Origin of the sequence: Streptomyces sp. cg35, assembly GCF_050410835.1 — a bacterium.
Classification (GTDB): domain Bacteria; phylum Actinomycetota; class Actinomycetes; order Streptomycetales; family Streptomycetaceae; genus Streptomyces.
Map to the genome: position 1 here is coordinate 4,861,670 of NZ_CP191268.1, position 14,892 is coordinate 4,876,561.

15 protein-coding genes are annotated in these 14,892 nt (G+C 72.7%); 10 read left to right on the forward strand and 5 right to left on the reverse strand.

Annotation, left to right across the window (positions count from 1 at the left end; translation table 11 throughout):
• The first annotated feature begins 65 nt into the window (after nucleotides 1-65).
• Nucleotides 66-2,129: a HelD family protein gene (locus ACQUQD_RS22130; RefSeq protein WP_428953858.1), complete on the forward strand. Its 2,064-nt coding sequence runs from the start codon at nucleotides 66-68 to the stop codon at nucleotides 2,127-2,129.
• A 40-nt stretch (nucleotides 2,130-2,169) separates the two neighbouring features.
• Here the strand turns inward: ACQUQD_RS22130 and ACQUQD_RS22135 are convergent, their stop codons facing one another.
• Nucleotides 2,170-2,661 (reverse strand): MarR family winged helix-turn-helix transcriptional regulator, encoded by a 492-nt coding sequence (locus tag ACQUQD_RS22135; RefSeq protein WP_428953859.1) that lies wholly within the window; start codon nucleotides 2,659-2,661, stop codon nucleotides 2,170-2,172.
• 122 nt (nucleotides 2,662-2,783) lie between these two features.
• Here ACQUQD_RS22135 and ACQUQD_RS22140 point away from each other — a divergent pair, with 122 nt between their 5' ends.
• The 6 genes from ACQUQD_RS22140 to ACQUQD_RS22165 all read left to right on the forward strand — a co-directional run bounded on the left by ACQUQD_RS22140 (nucleotide 2,784) and on the right by ACQUQD_RS22165 (nucleotide 7,163).
• Complete coding sequence (locus ACQUQD_RS22140; protein WP_428953860.1) at nucleotides 2,784-4,265, forward strand: MFS transporter; 1,482 nt, start codon at nucleotides 2,784-2,786, stop codon at nucleotides 4,263-4,265.
• Nucleotides 4,266-4,320: 55 nt separating this feature from the next.
• Nucleotides 4,321-4,770 (forward strand): TIGR03618 family F420-dependent PPOX class oxidoreductase, encoded by a 450-nt coding sequence (locus ACQUQD_RS22145; RefSeq protein WP_428953861.1) that lies wholly within the window; start codon nucleotides 4,321-4,323, stop codon nucleotides 4,768-4,770.
• Nucleotides 4,771-4,993: 223 nt separating this feature from the next.
• Entirely contained in the window at nucleotides 4,994-5,623 is a 630-nt protein-coding gene (locus ACQUQD_RS22150; protein ID WP_428953862.1) for a class I SAM-dependent methyltransferase, read from the forward strand.
• Nucleotides 5,624-5,703: 80 nt separating this feature from the next.
• Complete coding sequence (locus ACQUQD_RS22155; RefSeq protein ID WP_428953863.1) at nucleotides 5,704-6,102, forward strand: helix-turn-helix domain-containing protein; 399 nt, start codon at nucleotides 5,704-5,706, stop codon at nucleotides 6,100-6,102.
• Between the two features lie 23 nt (nucleotides 6,103-6,125).
• Nucleotides 6,126-6,710, forward strand: coding sequence for a hypothetical protein (locus ACQUQD_RS22160; protein WP_428953864.1), 585 nt, complete (start codon nucleotides 6,126-6,128; stop codon nucleotides 6,708-6,710).
• A 114-nt stretch (nucleotides 6,711-6,824) separates the two neighbouring features.
• Nucleotides 6,825-7,163, forward strand: a complete 339-nt coding sequence (locus ACQUQD_RS22165; RefSeq protein ID WP_428953865.1) for a DUF2516 family protein — start codon at nucleotides 6,825-6,827, stop codon at nucleotides 7,161-7,163.
• A gap of 17 nt (nucleotides 7,164-7,180) precedes the next feature.
• Here ACQUQD_RS22165 and ACQUQD_RS22170 read toward each other — a convergent pair whose 3' ends face one another.
• The 3 genes from ACQUQD_RS22170 to ACQUQD_RS22180 all read right to left on the reverse strand — a co-directional run bounded on the left by ACQUQD_RS22170 (nucleotide 7,181) and on the right by ACQUQD_RS22180 (nucleotide 10,813).
• Nucleotides 7,181-8,488: a PP2C family protein-serine/threonine phosphatase gene (locus ACQUQD_RS22170; protein WP_428953866.1), complete on the reverse strand. Its 1,308-nt coding sequence runs from the start codon at nucleotides 8,486-8,488 to the stop codon at nucleotides 7,181-7,183.
• 274 nt (nucleotides 8,489-8,762) lie between these two features.
• Nucleotides 8,763-9,848 carry an NlpC/P60 family protein gene (locus ACQUQD_RS22175; protein ID WP_428953867.1) on the reverse strand — a complete coding sequence of 362 codons (1,086 nt, stop codon included), beginning with the start codon at nucleotides 9,846-9,848 and terminating at the stop codon, nucleotides 8,763-8,765.
• A gap of 170 nt (nucleotides 9,849-10,018) precedes the next feature.
• The gene (locus ACQUQD_RS22180) at nucleotides 10,019-10,813 is read right to left on the reverse strand and encodes a class I SAM-dependent methyltransferase (RefSeq protein WP_428953868.1); all 795 of its coding nucleotides are present in this window, start codon (nucleotides 10,811-10,813) and stop codon (nucleotides 10,019-10,021) included.
• Nucleotides 10,814-10,993: 180 nt separating this feature from the next.
• Here ACQUQD_RS22180 and mshA point away from each other — a divergent pair, with 180 nt between their 5' ends.
• The 3 genes from mshA to ACQUQD_RS22195 all read left to right on the forward strand — a co-directional run bounded on the left by mshA (nucleotide 10,994) and on the right by ACQUQD_RS22195 (nucleotide 14,649).
• Entirely contained in the window at nucleotides 10,994-12,337 is a 1,344-nt protein-coding gene (gene mshA, locus ACQUQD_RS22185; protein ID WP_428953869.1) for a D-inositol-3-phosphate glycosyltransferase, read from the forward strand.
• Nucleotides 12,330-12,842 carry a YbjN domain-containing protein gene (locus ACQUQD_RS22190; protein ID WP_428953870.1) on the forward strand — a complete coding sequence of 171 codons (513 nt, stop codon included), beginning with the start codon at nucleotides 12,330-12,332 and terminating at the stop codon, nucleotides 12,840-12,842. Before mshA ends, ACQUQD_RS22190 begins: the two co-directional genes overlap by 8 nt.
• 151 nt (nucleotides 12,843-12,993) lie before the next feature.
• Nucleotides 12,994-14,649, forward strand: a complete 1,656-nt coding sequence (locus ACQUQD_RS22195; protein ID WP_428953871.1) for a glycosyl hydrolase family 28-related protein — start codon at nucleotides 12,994-12,996, stop codon at nucleotides 14,647-14,649.
• On the opposite strand, the gene ACQUQD_RS22200 is transcribed toward ACQUQD_RS22195, so the two are convergent.
• Complete coding sequence (locus ACQUQD_RS22200; protein WP_428953872.1) at nucleotides 14,646-14,837, reverse strand: hypothetical protein; 192 nt, start codon at nucleotides 14,835-14,837, stop codon at nucleotides 14,646-14,648. The genes ACQUQD_RS22195 and ACQUQD_RS22200 overlap by 4 nt on opposite strands.
• Nucleotides 14,838-14,892 lie beyond the last annotated feature (55 nt).

The window sequence follows — 14,892 nt, forward strand, 5'->3', positions numbered from 1 at the left end:
GCGGGCGGGGACACTGAGATTTTTACTCAGTAAGAAATGTTACTCGGTTGCGTTATCTTGGGTGGATGACCTCCGCCGAGCCCGCGCCCGCCCCTGCCCTCGACGCCGAACGCCGCTTCCACGACACCTGCCGCGCCGCCCTCGCCGCCATGGTCGAGGGCGCCGACGAGCAGGTCGTGATCGGTGAGAACGCCTCCGCCTCCGGTGCCGACGCCGAGGTCCTCGGGTACCAGCTGCGCAGTCACGCCAAGGGGCTCCGGGAACTGCCGCAGGCGCCCCTCTTCTTCGGCCGGCTCGACTTCGGGGCCTTCGGCGAGCACGCCGGGCAGAGCTATCACGTGGGGCGGCTGCGCATCACGGAGCACCCGGCCGCACCGCCCCTCGTGGTCGACTGGCGGGCACCGGTCTCGCGGGCGTTCTACCAGGCCGGCGCCAAGGATCCACAGGGTGTGGACGTACGGCGGCGGTTCGGATGGGCGCCGGGGAGCCTCGGCGAGTCCGCGGATCTGACCAGCCTGGAGGACGAGCGGCTGGCCGCCGGGGAGGACGGCGCCGGCAGCCGGATCCTCGCCGGGGAGATCGAGCGGCCCCGGGTCGGGCCGATGCGCGACATCGCCGCCACCATCCAGCCCGAGCAGGACGACCTGGTGCGCGCGGGGCTCGCCACCTCCCTGTGCGTGCAGGGCGCGCCCGGCACCGGGAAGACCGCGGTGGGCCTGCACCGGGCCGCGTACCTGCTCTATACGTTCCCGCAGCGCATCCAGCGGGGCGGCCTGCTGGTCCTCGGACCCAACCGGACCTTCCTCTCCTACATCTCCGCCGTGCTGCCCGCGCTCGGCGAGACCGGGGTGCGCCGGTCGACCGTCGAGGAACTCGTCGCGCACGGCGAGGTGCGGGGCCACGACGAGGAGGCCGCGGCCGTCGTCAAGCACGACGTCCGGATGGCCCGGGTGGTGCGGCGCGCGCTGTACGCGCGGGTCTCGGCGGACGGGGTCACCGACGCCCTCGCCGTGCCGGACGGCTCGTACCGGTGGCGGGTGCCGCTCGGCGAGCTGCGCCGGATCGTGGAGACCGTACGCGACGAGGACCCGCCCTACGCCGTCGGGCGCGAGCGCGTGCGCAGCCGGGCCGTGCGGTACGTCCAGGAGCGGGCCGAGCGGCGGGGCGTGACGGCGACCAGGCTCTGGCTGCAGAGGATCGGGCGGTCACGGGCGATGAGCGCGTACGTGGACGGCGTCTGGCCCCGGGTGCGGCCGGAGGAAGTGCTGTGCCGACTGCTGTCCGACAGCGCGGAGTTGGCGCGGGCCGCCGACGGGGTGCTGGATGCCGACGAGCGGCGGGCCGTGCTCTGGGCCCGGCCCCCGCGCTCGTACAAGTCCGCGAAGTGGTCCGCCGCCGACCTCGTGCTGCTCGACGAGATCGCCGGGCTGCTCGACCACCCCGAGGGGTACGGGCACATCGTCGTCGACGAGGCGCAGGACCTGTCGCCGATGCAGGCGCGGGCCGTCGCGCGGCGGGCGGCCTTCGGTTCGCTGACCGTGCTCGGTGACCTGGCGCAGGGCACCACGCCGTGGGCGGCCCGCAGTTGGGGCGAACTGCTCGGGCACCTGGGGAAGCCGGAGACGGCGGTGGTGCCGCTGACGACCGGGTTCCGGGTGCCGGCCGCCGTCGTCGCGCTGGCCAACCAGGTGCTGGAGCGGATCGACGTGGACGTCCCCGCCGCTCGTTCCCTGCGCGGGGACGGGGAGTTGAGGGTGGAGCGGGTCGACGACGCGGTGCGGGGTGCGGTCGCGGCCGTGCGGCGGGCCCTCGCGCACGAGGGGTCGGTGGGGGTGATCGCCGCCGAGCCGGACGTGCCGCGGCTGCGCGAGGCGCTGGCTGCCGAGGGTGTCGCGGCGGCCGGTCCGGAGGAGCTCGGGGCCCGGGTCGCCGTGCTCGCCGCGACCGTCGCGAAGGGGCTGGAGTACGACCACGTGGTCGCCGTCGAGCCGGCCGCCATCACGGAGGCCGAGGCGCGCGGCATGGAGCGGCTGTACGTCGTCCTGACCCGGGCCGTGTCCCGGCTGGACGTGGTGCACAGCCGGCCGCTGCCGTTCGGGCCGGGCGCATCGAGCACCCGCGGCGGTTGAGCGGCGGGACCCCGTGGCCCTGGCCGGAGCCGTCGGTGCGCTAGCTCCGCTGCCGGGGCCGCCGCGCCGGGGCCGGACTCGGAGCCGGCGTGCTCAGGTGGCCGTCCGCCAGGTGATGCATCAGGCGCAGGAACGTCTCCCGGTCGCCCGGCGGGAACGCCGCCAGCGCCTCCTCGTGGACGCGGTCCACGATCTCCTGGCTGCGCGCCGCCGTCCGCGCGCCCTCCTGCGTCACCGCGATGATCCGCGCCCGCCGGTCCGTGCTGGACGGGCGGCGCTCGGCGAGGCCCGCTTTCTCCAGGGCGTCGACGGTCACCACCATCGTCGTCTTGTCCATGTCGCCGATCTCGGCCAGCTGGTTCTGGGTGCGCTCCTCCTCCAGCGCGTGCACGAGCACGCAGTGCATCCGCGCCGTCAGACCGATCTCGGCGAGCGCCGCGGCCATCCGGGTGCGCAGCGCATGGCTGGTGTGGTCCAGGAGGTAGGAGAGGTCCGGCCTGGTCCGGGTCGGCGCGGGCGTCATGGCGGTCATGGCGTCCAGGGTAGTCCACAGCTGATCCCGAGATAGATAGTCTGCAACGGAACTATCTGTTACGGTCGTGCTGTCGTCGCCGCCCGGTGGGGGTGGTGGCCCGACTCGGGAGGACCGCTGCCGTGTCCGCCGTATCCGACGCCTCTGCCGTACCCGTCGCTCCCCGGAGCCGCTCGCGCTGGCTCGCCCTCGGTGTCATCGCCACCGGGGCCCTGATGATCATCCTCGACGGATCGATCGTCACCGTCGCCCTGCCGGCCATCCAGGACGATCTCGACTTCAGCCCCACACAGCTGAGTTGGGTGGTGAACGCCTACCTCATCGCCTTCGGCAGCCTGCTGCTGCTCGCCGGGCGGCTCGGCGACCTCCTCGGCCGCAAGCGGATGTTCCTTGCGGGCACCGCCGTGTTCACCGCCGCCTCCCTCCTCGCGGGGCTCGCCACCAGCTCCGGCGTGCTCCTCGCCGCCCGTTTCCTGCAGGGCGTCGGCAGCGCGATGGCCGCCGCGGTCGGCCTCGGCATCCTCGTCACCCTCTTCACCGACCCGCACGAACGGGCCCGTGCCATAGGGGTGTTCAGCTTCACCGGGGCCGCCGGGGCCTCGATCGGGCAGATGCTCGGCGGCGTCCTGACCGATGTCCTCGACTGGCACTGGATCTTCTTCATCAACCTGCCCGTCGGCGCCGCCGTCCTCGCCCTCGCCGTGCCCGCGCTCCCCGCCGACCGAGGACTCGGACTGCGCGCCGGGGCCGACGCGTGGGGTGCGCTGCTGATCACCGGCGGGCTGATGCTCGGGATCTACGGCGTCGTCCAGATCGAGGAGTACGGGGTGGGCTCGGGCCGGACCGTCGGGCTGATCGGCGGCTCGTTCGTCCTGGTCGCCGCGTTCGTCGTGCGGCAGGCCCGGGCGCGTACCCCGCTCATGCCGCTGCGCGTCCTGCGCTCGCGCACCGTCGTCGCCGCCAACGTCACGCAGGTCCTCACGCTCGCCGCGATGTTCGCCTTCCAGGTGCTCGCCGCGCTCTACATGCAGCAGGTGCTCGGGTACGGGGCACTGGGGACCGGCCTCGCCATGCTGCCCGCCGCCGTCATGATCGGGGCGGTCTCGCTCGGCGTCTCGGCGCGGCTCGCGGCCCGGTTCGGGGAGCGGCGGGTGCTCCTCGCCGGGCTCGTGCTGCTCGCGGGCGCCCTCGGGTATCTCGCCCGGGTGCCCGTGCAGGGGGCGTACGTCCCCGATCTGCTGCCCGTGATGCTGCTGGTCTCCGGCGGCGGGCTCGTCCTGCCGATGCTCGCCGGGCTCGGCATGTCCGCCGCGGACGAGGAGGACGCCGGGCTCGCCTCCGGCCTGTTCAACACCACCCAGCAGATCGGCATGGCCCTCGGCGTCGCCGCCCTGTCCACGCTCGCCGCGACCCGCACCGACTCCCTGATCGCGGACGGCGCTGCACGGGCGGCGGCACTCACCGGCGGCTACCGCCTCGCGTTCGCCGTCGGGGCCGGGCTGATCGCGGCGGCGTTCGTGGTCGCGCTGCTGATGCTTCGGCGCCCCGTGCCGGGGACACCCGGACCCGCCTCGACGGCCGCCGCCCCGGCGGCAGCGGCCTGACCGGCCGGCCCCGCCCCTTCGCCCTTCCCCGCGTACGAACAGAAGGAGAACCTCCATGTCCGGCCCCGCCCCTCGTCCCCTCACCGAGCCCGAGCTCCGGCAGATCCTCCAGGAAGGGCGCTTCGGCACCCTCGCCAGCGTCCGCGGCACGGGCCACCCGCACCTGTCCACGGTCCTGTACGACTGGAGCCCGGACGAGAACCTGCTGCGCGTCTCCACGACCGAGGGGCGCCTCAAACCCCGCCACTTCCGCGCCGATCCGCATGCCGCGCTGCACGTCCGTCGGGACGACTTCGCCTTCGCCGTCGCCGAGGGGGACGCCGAGGTCACCGGGCCGAGCGAGCGCCCCGGGGACGCGGTCGGACGCGAACTCCTCTCCGTGGCACGGAACTTCGTCGACGCCGACGGCGAGGAGGCGTTCCTGGCGGAGATGGTCGCCGAGCGCCGCGTCGTCATCCGGATCAGGGTGACGCGGCTGTACGGCACGGCGCTCGACGTGGCGTAGCGGGGGCGCCTGCGCCGACGCGTCCCTCGACGGCGACGTGGTCGCCGACCGCCGGGAGGTAGGGGCCCGGCGGCTCGGCGCGCCCGCGGCGCACGACGTCACGGTCCTCGCGGAGGGGGAGAGGATCCGTGCGCACGAGGCGGTGGCGGCCGGCAGCGGCGGGTTCTCGGCCGGCCCTGATCCGGGAACGACTGCGTGCCTGCGCGAGTGTTAGCGTCGGCCCGTGGCGGAGCATCACGGTGAGACCAGGGCGGCCTACGACGGGGTCGTCGACCTGTACGCGTCGATGTTCGCCGACCGGCTGGAGACGCAGCCTTTCGCGCGGGCCATGATCGGCACCTTCGCCGAGCTGGTGCGCGCGACGGGGAATCCGCGGGCGGCCGACGTCGGCTGCGGGCCCGGACATCTGACGGCCATGCTGCACGAACTGGGTCTCGACGCCGTCGGGTTCGACCTCTCGCCCGGCATGGTCGAGCACGCCGGGCGGGCGCATCCGGCGCTGAAGTTCGACGAGGCGCGCATGGAGGCGCTGCCGGTCGAGGACCACGCCCTCGGCGGTGTGCTGGCCCACTACTCGATGATCCACACCCCGCCCGAAGGACTGCCCGCGCTGCTCGCCGAGCAGGTCCGCGTCCTGGCGCCGGGAGGCCTGCTCCTGGTCTCGTTCTTCGGGACCGAGGGGCCCGAGCCGGTCCGCTTCGACCACAAGGTGGCGCCTGCCTACAGCTGGCCCGTGGACCGCCTCGCCGAACTGCTGACCGCGGCCGGGCTGGACCCGTTCGCCCGGCTGCTCCACGATCCGGCCTCCGAACGGGGCTTCCTCGACGCCCATGTGCTGGCCCGCTTGCGTTAGCGGCGAGCCCGGCGGTGGCATGGAACACTTTTGCAAGCAGTCGCTTGCAATAGTTAGCGCCGGTGCGGCAGTATCGGGGCATGGCATCGCTCAACGTCGGAAGTCTCGGCGAGTACCTGCGCGAGCAGCGTCGCAACGCGCAGCTGTCGCTCCGTCAGCTCGCCGATGCCGCCGGGGTGTCCAACCCGTACCTCAGCCAGATCGAGCGCGGGCTGCGCAAGCCGAGCGCGGAGGTGCTGCAGCAGGTCGCCAAGGCGCTGCGGATCTCTGCGGAGACGCTGTACGTGCGCGCCGGCATCCTCGACGCGGAGCGGGAGCGGGACGAGGTGGAGACACGTGCGGTGATCCTCGCCGACCCCTCCCTCAACGAGCGCCAGAAGCAAGTCCTGTTGCAGATCTACGAGTCCTTCAGGAACGAGAACGGGACCGGCGACAGCGGCAGCGCCGGAGGCGATGCCGAGCCCTCGAGCAAGCAGTAGATGTGATCCGGGAGGACCACGCCATGGCCATCAAGGACGACCTGCGCAAGACCTTCTCCGACCCGACCCCGCTCTACTTCGCCGCCGGTACCGCCGAGTTGGCGTACCAGCAGGCCAAGAAGGTGCCGGGGCTGGTCGAGCAGCTGCGGACCGAGGCGCCCGCGCGCTTCGAGGCCGTGCGCAACACCGACCCCAAGGACGTGCAGGACAAGGCGGCCGCCCGGGCGAAGGAGGCCCAGGCGACCGTCACGACGAAAGTGAACGAGTTCGTCGCCGCCCTCGACACCGACCTGAAGAAGTTCGGCGAGACCGCTCAGGACCTCGCGCTGCGCGGTGTCGGCCTCGCCGCCGAGGCCGCCGTCAAGGCGCGTGAGACGTACGAGAAGGTCGCCGAGCACGGCGAGGAGGCCGTGAAGGCCTGGCGCGGCGAGGCCGCCGAGGAGATCACCGAGATCGCCGTGGCCGTCGAGCCGGAGCCCGAGGTCAAGGAGACCCCGGTCGCCGAGAAGCCCGCGCCCGCGAAGAAGCCCGCCGCGAAGAAGGCGCCGGCCGCCAAGAAGACGGCGCCCGCGAAGAAGAGCACGGGGTCGACGCCGCCCGGCAAGTAAGGCGTGCATCACGAGCCGGGCACGTAGCGCGTGCCCGGCTCGTTGTGCGGGTACGGTGGCCCGCATACGGGACGTGCCGGGCGACCGGACGACGGGATTGGGTGGTGAGGCGTTGTGCTGATGTCAGGATTCAACAGCCTGATCGGACTGCTGTACCTCGCCATGCTGGTGATCGCCGTCGCGGCCTTCGTGCTGGCCGCCCTGGCCCGCGAGGACGCCTACCGCGCCGCGAGCAAGCAGACCAAGCCGTTCTGGATGATCATCCTCGGGATCGCCGTCGCGGTGAACCTGCTGGTGCCGATGCTGTTCCTGCAGCTGGCGGGGCTCGTCGCGTCGATCGTGTTCTTCGTGGACGTGCGGCCCGCGCTCAAGCAGGTCACCGGTGGTGGCGGCCGTCGCGGCGGGGGCTCCAGCAGCGACGGCCCGTACGGTCCGTACAACGGCGGTCGCTGACCCCGCTCCGCGAGCCGTCAGCGGTCCAGCAGCAGCACCGCCACGTCGTCCGTCAGGTCGCCGCCGTTGAGGTCACGGACCTCGTTCATGGACGCTTCGAGGAGTTCCTCGCCGCGCAGGCCGTCGGCCCGGCGGCGGCGGATCATCTCCACCATGCCCTCCTGGCCGAGGCGCTGGTTGCCCTCGCCGATCCGGCCCTCGATCAGACCGTCCGTGTAGAGCATCAGGCTCCAGGACGCCCCCAGCTCCACCTGCATCCGCGGCCAGCGGGCCTTCGGCAGCAGCCCGAGGGCCGGGCCGCTGTTCTCGTACGGGAGCAGGGTCGCCGGCCGCCCCGGGCTCGCGATCAGCGGCGACGGGTGGCCGGCCAGGCACAGGCCCGCGCGCCGGCCGTCGGGCGCTATGTCCACCGTGCACAGGGTCGCGAAGATCTCGTCGCTCTCCCGCTCGTGCTCCAGGACCTGCTGGAGGGTCGAGAGCAGTTCGTCGCCGCACAGCCCCGCGAAGGTCAGCGCCCGCCAGGCGATGCGCAGTTCGACGCCGAGAGCGGCCTCGTCGGGGCCGTGCCCGCAGACGTCGCCGATCATCGCGTGGACCGTGCCGTCGGACGTGCGCACCGTGTCGTAGAAGTCGCCGCCGAGCAGCGCCCGGGAGCGGCCCGGGCGGTAGCGCGCCGCGAAGCGCAGCGAGGAGCCGTCGAGCAGCGGCGTCGGCAGCAGGCCGCGCTCCAGGCGGGCGTTCTCCTGGGCGCGGATACGGGACTCGGTGAGCTTGCGCTGGGCGGTGTCGGCGCGCTTGCGCTCGACGGCGTAGCGGACGGCCCGGCCCAGCAGGCGCGCGTCCAGTTCGTCGCGGAACAGGTAGTCCTGGGCGCCCACGCGCACCGCCTCGGCGCCGCGCTCGGCGTCGCCGGACGCGGTCAGCACCAGGACGGCGTGCCGGGGCGCGAGGCGCAGCACGTGCCGCAGGGTCGCCAGTTCGTCGGCGTCGGGGTCGTCCCCCTTCGCGCCGGGCAGCGCGAGGTCGAGCAGGATGCAGTTGACGTCATGGGTGAGCAGCCGCTCGGCCTCGGTGAGGTTGCGGGCGGTGCGCACCCGGATCGGCTTGCCCGCGGCGTCGGGCATCTCCGGGATGCTGAGGGACCCGGCCGGGTCGTCCTCGATGACCAGGAGCGTCAGTCCGGACGGGCCGGGTGCCGGCGCGGTGTGGTCGGTCGTCTGCCGGGGCAGTTCCGCGGCCTGCGTGGTCGCTGTAGTCGGCGCAGCGTGAGCCTGACCACCTTCCACGGCCGGGATCGCTCTCTGCCGCGGTACGGGTACGGGCATCGCTTGGTTTCCTTCCCTCCCCCCGAGGGCGCGGTGGGACGAAGGTCCTCGTCCACCAGACGGGGACCTTAGCGGTACCCGGCGCTTCAACGGAATGGTGAACGGCGAACGGCCAGAGTCATATGCCGCAAGCGGCACCGGAATTGGGCAGGTTCGGGCCGGGTGCGGTCCGTCGAGGGATGACGAACATCACGCCGGAGCGGCGGAACCGCAGTCGCACGAGTGCCCTGGGTCACGTGTCGCAGGTCACCGCCCCCGGGCCGGGGAGCGGGCCTCAGGCGTCCGGCCGGACGACTCCGAGTATCGCCATCGAACCGGCTCCGGCGACCGTCACGGTCCGCCCGGGGCGGGGCGCGTGGATGATCGCGCCATCGCCGATGTACATCCCGACATGGCTGGCGTCGTCGTGATAAATGATCAGGTCGCCCGGGCGCATGTCCTGGATGTCGATGTGCTTGAGCTGCTTCCACTGCTCCTGCGACGTGCGCGGGATCGGCTGCCCGGCCGCCGCCCACGCCTGCGAGGTCAGCCCCGAACAGTCGTACGACTTCGGGCCCTCGGCGCCCCATACGTACGGCTTGCCCAGCTGGGCGGTGGCGAACTCCACGGCCGCCTTGCCCGCCTTCGTCGCCCGCCCGTTGATCTCCTTCAGGACGCCGGAGGAGAGCCAGGCCGTCTGCGCCTTCTGCTCGGCCTCCTCCTCCAGCTTGCGCAGCCGCTCGCGCTCCTTCTTCTCGAGCGTGCTCTCCAGCGCCTGCGCTTCCTTGATCTGCTTCTCGATCTTCTTCTTGGCGGCGGCCTTCTTCTTGCGGCCCGCCTCCAGGTCCTTCCACTTGGCGGAGGCGTCCTCGGCGTACTGCGCGAGATCCTCCTGCGTCTGCTTCAGCTCGGCCAGCAGGTTCTTCGTGGCCTGCTGGCCCTGGTACGCCCGGCCCGCGTTGTCGAGGAACTGCTGCGGGTCGCCGGAGAGCATGAACTGCGCCTCGCGCGGGATCCCGCCCGTGCGGTACTGCTCGCGGGCCGCCGCGCCCGCGCTGCTCTGCAGGCGCTCCAGCTTCTTCTGCCCCGCCGCGATCCGCTGGGCCAGCTTCACGATCTCGACGGACTGCTTGTCGGCCTTCTCCTCCGCCGCGTTGTACTCGTCGGTGGCGACCGCCGCGTCGTGGTACAGCTTCTCGATCTTCTTGCGGACAGCCTCAAGATCCTTGTTCTCGGGCGCACTTGACGCGGTGGCCGAGGGGGAGCCCGAAGGGGACGGCTCGGGAGACGGTGCCGCGTAGGCCACGGCCGGCGCCGTCAGCACGGTCACGGCACACACCAGCGCCACGGCCGCCATCGTCGTCGTGCTCCGCTTGCTCATCCGCTCCGCCCCCACAGCCGAGACAAACCTGATTTACCGTCAGTAACATGCGTGCGCTTCCGGGATGGTGCCACGTGCGCGCCGAATACGACAGACCCCGCACGATGTGACGAACGGCGCCCTGTGATCGTTCCCGGCGAGCGGTTACCGACTGCCCATCGGTGGGTGAACTACGCGCGGGGCGCCAACGCGTCCCAGGTCAGCGTCAGTTCGCCCTGGCGCCACCGCGCGGGGCCGTCCACCACCGGCCAGTCGGCCGTCAGAGCCCGTGCCGTACGGATCCAGCGCTGCCGTGCCCCGTAGGAGGCGTAGGGCGCGGCCGCCGCCCACGCGCGGTCGAAGTCCCGCAGGAACGCGTGCACCGGCTCGCCGGGGACATTGCGGTGGATCAGCGCCTTCGGCAGGCGCTCGGCCAGATCGGACGGGGTGTGCAGGGAGCCGAGGCGGGTCGCGAACGTCACCGTGCGCGGACCCCGCGGACCCAGCGCCACCCACACGTGCCGCCGCCCGATCTCGTCGCAGGTGCCCTCCACCAGCAGGCCGTCCGGCGCGAGCCGCCCGCACAGCCGCTCCCAGACCCCGGCGACCTGCTCCTCGTCGTACTGGCGCAGCACGTTCGCGGCGCGGATCAGCACCGGCGGCGCCGCCAGGGGCAGCTCGAAGCCGCCGTGCCGGAAGGTGAGCCCCTCCCTCTCGTACGGCTTCGCGGCCGCGACCCGGGCCGGTTCGATCTCGATGCCGACCACGCGGGTGCGGGGCGCGGCCCCGCGCAGCCGGGCCAGCAGCTCCACGGCCGTCCAGGGCGCCGCCCCGTAGCCGAGGTCGACCGCCACCGGGTCGTCCGCGCGCCGCAGCGCGGCCCCGTGCACGGCCGCGATCCAGCGGTCCATGCGGCGGAGCCGGTTGGGGTTGGTGGTGCCTCGCGTCACTGTTCCCACGGGGCGAGAGGGGGTACGCGGGGCCATGGATACGAGGGTATGCGCTGCGCGGGGAGCGACTTTGGTTGAGGCCCGAACGGTAATGATTCGGCAAACTGGAAATGGAGGGGCGTCCTCCGGCGTTGCCGCCCTTGGAAGAGGGCCTGCGCCCTCTTCGAGCCGTGCCCGCTGTACCGCTTGTTCGCCCTACCAAGGAGGGCCCGCCACGTGAGCCAGTACGTGACCAGGTTCCGCCGCTCCGGGGCGGCTCCGGCCCGGCTGAGGTTTCCCGGTGGCCACCGGCGCCCCCGCCGGATCGCCATGCTCAGCGTGCACACCTCACCGCTGCACCAGCCCGGCACGGGCGACGCGGGCGGGATGAACGTCTACATCGTGGAGCTGGCCAAGCGCCTCGCCGCGATCAACGTGGAAGTCGAGATCTTCACGCGCGCCACCACGGGCGGGCTGCCTCCCGAGGTCGAGCTCGCCCCCGGCGTCCTGGTCCGCCACGTGGACGCGGGCCCCTACGAGGGCCTCGCCAAGGAGGAGCTGCCGGCCCAGCTGTGCGCCTTCACCCATGGCGTGATGCAGGCGTGGGCGGGCCACCGCCCCGGGCACTACGACCTCGTGCACTCGCACTACTGGCTGTCCGGGCACGTCGGCTGGCTGGCCGCCGAGCGCTGGGGCGTGCCGCTCGTGCACGCCATGCACACCATGGCCAAGGTCAAGAACGCGGCGCTGGCCGAGGGCGACACCCCCGAGCCCGCCGCCCGCGTGATCGGCGAGACCCAGATCGTGCGCGCCGCCGACCGGCTCATCGCGAACACCGCCGAAGAGGCCGACGAGCTCGTCCGCCACTACGAGGCCGACCCCGGCAAGGTCGCGGTCGTCCACCCCGGCGTGAACCTGGAGCGGTTCAGGATCGGCGACGGACGGGCCGCCGCCCGGGCCCGCCTCGGCCTGCCCCAGGACGCGCTCGTGCCCCTCTTCGCGGGCCGCATCCAGCCGCTCAAGGCTCCCGACATCCTGCTCAAGGCCGTCGCCGTCCTGCTCGACGAGCGGCCCGAGCTGCGCTCGCGGATCGTCGTCCCGGTGGTCGGCGGCCCCAGCGGCAGCGGCCTCGCCAAGCCCGCCGCCCTGCAGAAGCTCGCCGCCCGGCTCGGCATCGCGGACGTCGTCCGCTTCCACCCGCCGGTCGGCCAGGACCAGCTCGCGGACTGGTTCCGCGCCGCCTCCCTCCTGGTGATGCCGTCCTACAACGAGTCGTTCGGGCTCGTCGCGATCGAGGCGCAGGCCGCCGGGACGCCCGTCCTGGCCGCGTCCGTGGGCGGTCTGCCCGTAGCCGTGCGGCACGAGACGACCGGCTTCCTGGTCGACGGCCACGAACCTGCCCGCTACGCGCGCGTGCTGCGCGAGTTCGCCGACCACCCCCACCTGGTGGACAGCATGGGGGCCGCGGCCGCCCGGCACGCCCAGTCCTTCGGCTGGGACACGGCCGCGTCCGCGACGGCCGACGTGTACACCGCCGCCATGCAGGAACACCGCCGTCACGTACCCTCGCACCATGGCTGACCACCTGGCTGACCACCCCACCGCCGCCGAGATCGTCGAGGCCACGCTCAAGGACGCCGAGCTGGAGTGGGAGAGCCCGGAGCAGGGCTCGTACGTCGTCAAGCTGCCCGGCACCCGCAAGCTCTCCACGACGCTCTCGCTGCGCCTGGGCCGTCACAGCCTGTCCCTGAACGCCTTCGTGATCCGCCACCCGGACGAGAACGAGGCCGGCGTCCACCGCTGGCTCCTGGAGCGCAACCTCCGCCTGTACGGCGTGAGTTACGCGGTCGACCAGCTCGGCGACGTCTACTTGACCGGCAAGCTCCCGCTCGCCGCCGTCACGCCCGACGAGCTCGACCGGCTGCTCGGCTCGGTACTCGAAGCGGCCGACGGCGCGTTCAACACCCTCCTGGAGCTCGGTTTCGCGACCGCGATCCGCAGGGAGTACGCGTGGCGGGTCTCGCGCGGCGAATCCACGCGCAACCTGGACGCGTTCACGCATCTGATCGAGCGCCCTTCCAAGTAGCCCGACCCGCCACCCCGATCGACTGCCGTCCGACCTCTTCCGCGCCCGCGGCCCACGTGGCATGCTCGCGCCCGGCACTCACGTGAACGTCGTTCATATATCTGTACGTCGGTGAAGGGTGGCAGCGGTGCGGGACCTCAGGAGACGCGGCGTGCTGGGCGGGGCGATCGCGGTGGCGGCCACCGCCGTCACCGGAATCGGAGCCGGCCCCTCCGCCGCGAGCGCGGGCGGCACCGCCGGCCAGGGCCACGTCCCGCCCATCTGGCGCGAGTTCACCAAGGCTCCCTTCACCCACCCGCAGATCCCGTACGTCGGCCGCGCCGGACACCGCACGGGCCGCCGCCTCGCACGCCCGGGCCGCGTCCTGCGGGCCGAGTCCTACGGCGCGGTCGCCGACGGCACGACCGACTGCGCCCCCGCGATCAACCGTGCCCTCGCCGCTGCCGGAAGGGCCGGCGGGGGCACGGTGCTCCTGAGTCCGGGCACGTACCGCATCGACGGCCTGATCCACATCGGCCACGACGACGTGGTCCTCAAGGGCGCGGGCAGCGACCGCACGAAGCTCCACGCGACCAGGAACCTCACCGAACTCATCGGCGTCTACGGTTCCCGCTACGGCGGCGACAAGTCCTCCTGGTCCTGGGCGGGCGGCCTGGTCTGGCTCTGCCCCGAGGACCGGTTCCGTACGCTCACGGACGCCATCAGGGCGAAGGCCTGGCCCTTCGAGGGCTGGACCGGCAACAAGCGCGACGAATGGCGGACCCTGACGACCGTCGCACCGGCCCGGCGCGGCTCCTGGTCGGTGACGGTCGCGGACGCCGGGGAGCTGCGCAAGGGCGACCTGGTCCTGCTCCGGCTCGCCGACGACGCGGACCACACGCTCCTGGAGCACATGGCGGGCGGCGGCCCGGGCCCCGAGGCCTACTACTGGGACGACAAGACCAAGCTGACCTCGTACGTCCCCTACGAGTGGCCGGTGCGGATCGCCTCGGTGCGGGGGAGCCGGGTCACCTTCGAGCGCCCGCTGCCCCTCGACGTACGCCCCGAGTGGGACCCGCGGATCACCACCCACGTAACGGCCCTGACCGGCGCGGGAGTTGAAGGCCTGACCCTCGAAGCCGTCGAGACCCCGCAGGCGCCGCACCTGCTCGACAAGGGCTACAACGGCGTCACGCTCCAGTGCACGTACGACTGCTGGGTCGACGACGTCACGGTGTGGAACGTCGACAACGGCTTCGGCCTCGTCGCCGCCTCGGCCTCGACCCTGCGCCGCACGAAGGTCGGCGGACGCGGCGCGCACCACCCGTACTTCTGCCGCGAGGGCGCGCACGACAACCTGATCGAGGACTTCACCGTCGCCGACCGCACGGTCCCGGCCCCCTCCGGCACACAGCTGCACGGCATCAACGTGGAGGGCCTGTCCTCGTACAACGTCTGGTCGCGCGGCGTGATGGAGATGGGGACCTTCGACTCGCACCGCGGCATGCCGTTCGGATGCGTCCGCACGGACATCACCGTGAACAACAACGGCCGGCACGGCGGCGACGCGTCCGCCGGTCCGCTGTTCGGGGCGCGCTTCACCCACTGGAACATCAGGGTCACCAATGAGCGGGCGGGACTGATGCGGATCGACGAACTCGCGCCGTGGAGCGCGACGGTCGGCATCAACACGGTCCGCGAGTTCGACCAGAGCGACGTCCCCGACTTCACGGGTGACCTGGGCTCCCGTCTGGAGCTGTACGGGACGACGGACGTGGTCCGCCCGCGCAACCTGTACGAGGCCCAACGCGAGCTCCCGCTGGGCTAGCCGAGCGCGACCATCCGCACGACGGTCACGGTGAGCACGGTCCCCGAGACGTAGTACAGGACGATCGCCCCGCCGATCGTCGCCTCGCGGCGGTCGCGCTCACCGGCCACCGAGCTGGAGCCGTGTCCGTACGGGTCGTGGGCGAGGGTGCGGGCCATCTCGGTGCGGAACGCGTCGGCGTCTCTCATCTTGGCCAGCGTGTCGTCGGCGGGCGGGGCGTACGCGATTCGGCAGGCACTGCGC

Excerpts from the sequence above, each read along its gene's own strand:
- ACQUQD_RS22130 (WP_428953858.1), top strand. The coding sequence starts at position 66 with ATGACCTCCGCCGAGCCCGCGCCCGCCCCTGCCCTCGACGCCGAACGC.
- ACQUQD_RS22135 (WP_428953859.1), bottom strand. The coding sequence starts at position 2,661 with ATGACCGCCATGACGCCCGCGCCGACCCGGACCAGGCCGGACCTCTCC.
- ACQUQD_RS22145 (WP_428953861.1), top strand. The coding sequence starts at position 4,321 with ATGTCCGGCCCCGCCCCTCGTCCCCTCACCGAGCCCGAGCTCCGGCAG.
- ACQUQD_RS22155 (WP_428953863.1), top strand. The coding sequence starts at position 5,704 with ATGGCATCGCTCAACGTCGGAAGTCTCGGCGAGTACCTGCGCGAGCAG.
- ACQUQD_RS22160 (WP_428953864.1), top strand. The coding sequence starts at position 6,126 with ATGGCCATCAAGGACGACCTGCGCAAGACCTTCTCCGACCCGACCCCG.
- ACQUQD_RS22170 (WP_428953866.1), bottom strand. The coding sequence starts at position 8,488 with ATGCCCGTACCCGTACCGCGGCAGAGAGCGATCCCGGCCGTGGAAGGT.
- ACQUQD_RS22175 (WP_428953867.1), bottom strand. The coding sequence starts at position 9,848 with ATGAGCAAGCGGAGCACGACGACGATGGCGGCCGTGGCGCTGGTGTGT.
- ACQUQD_RS22180 (WP_428953868.1), bottom strand. The coding sequence starts at position 10,813 with ATGGCCCCGCGTACCCCCTCTCGCCCCGTGGGAACAGTGACGCGAGGC.
- ACQUQD_RS22190 (WP_428953870.1), top strand. The coding sequence starts at position 12,330 with ATGGCTGACCACCTGGCTGACCACCCCACCGCCGCCGAGATCGTCGAG.
- ACQUQD_RS22200 (WP_428953872.1), bottom strand. The coding sequence starts at position 14,837 with ATGAGAGACGCCGACGCGTTCCGCACCGAGATGGCCCGCACCCTCGCC.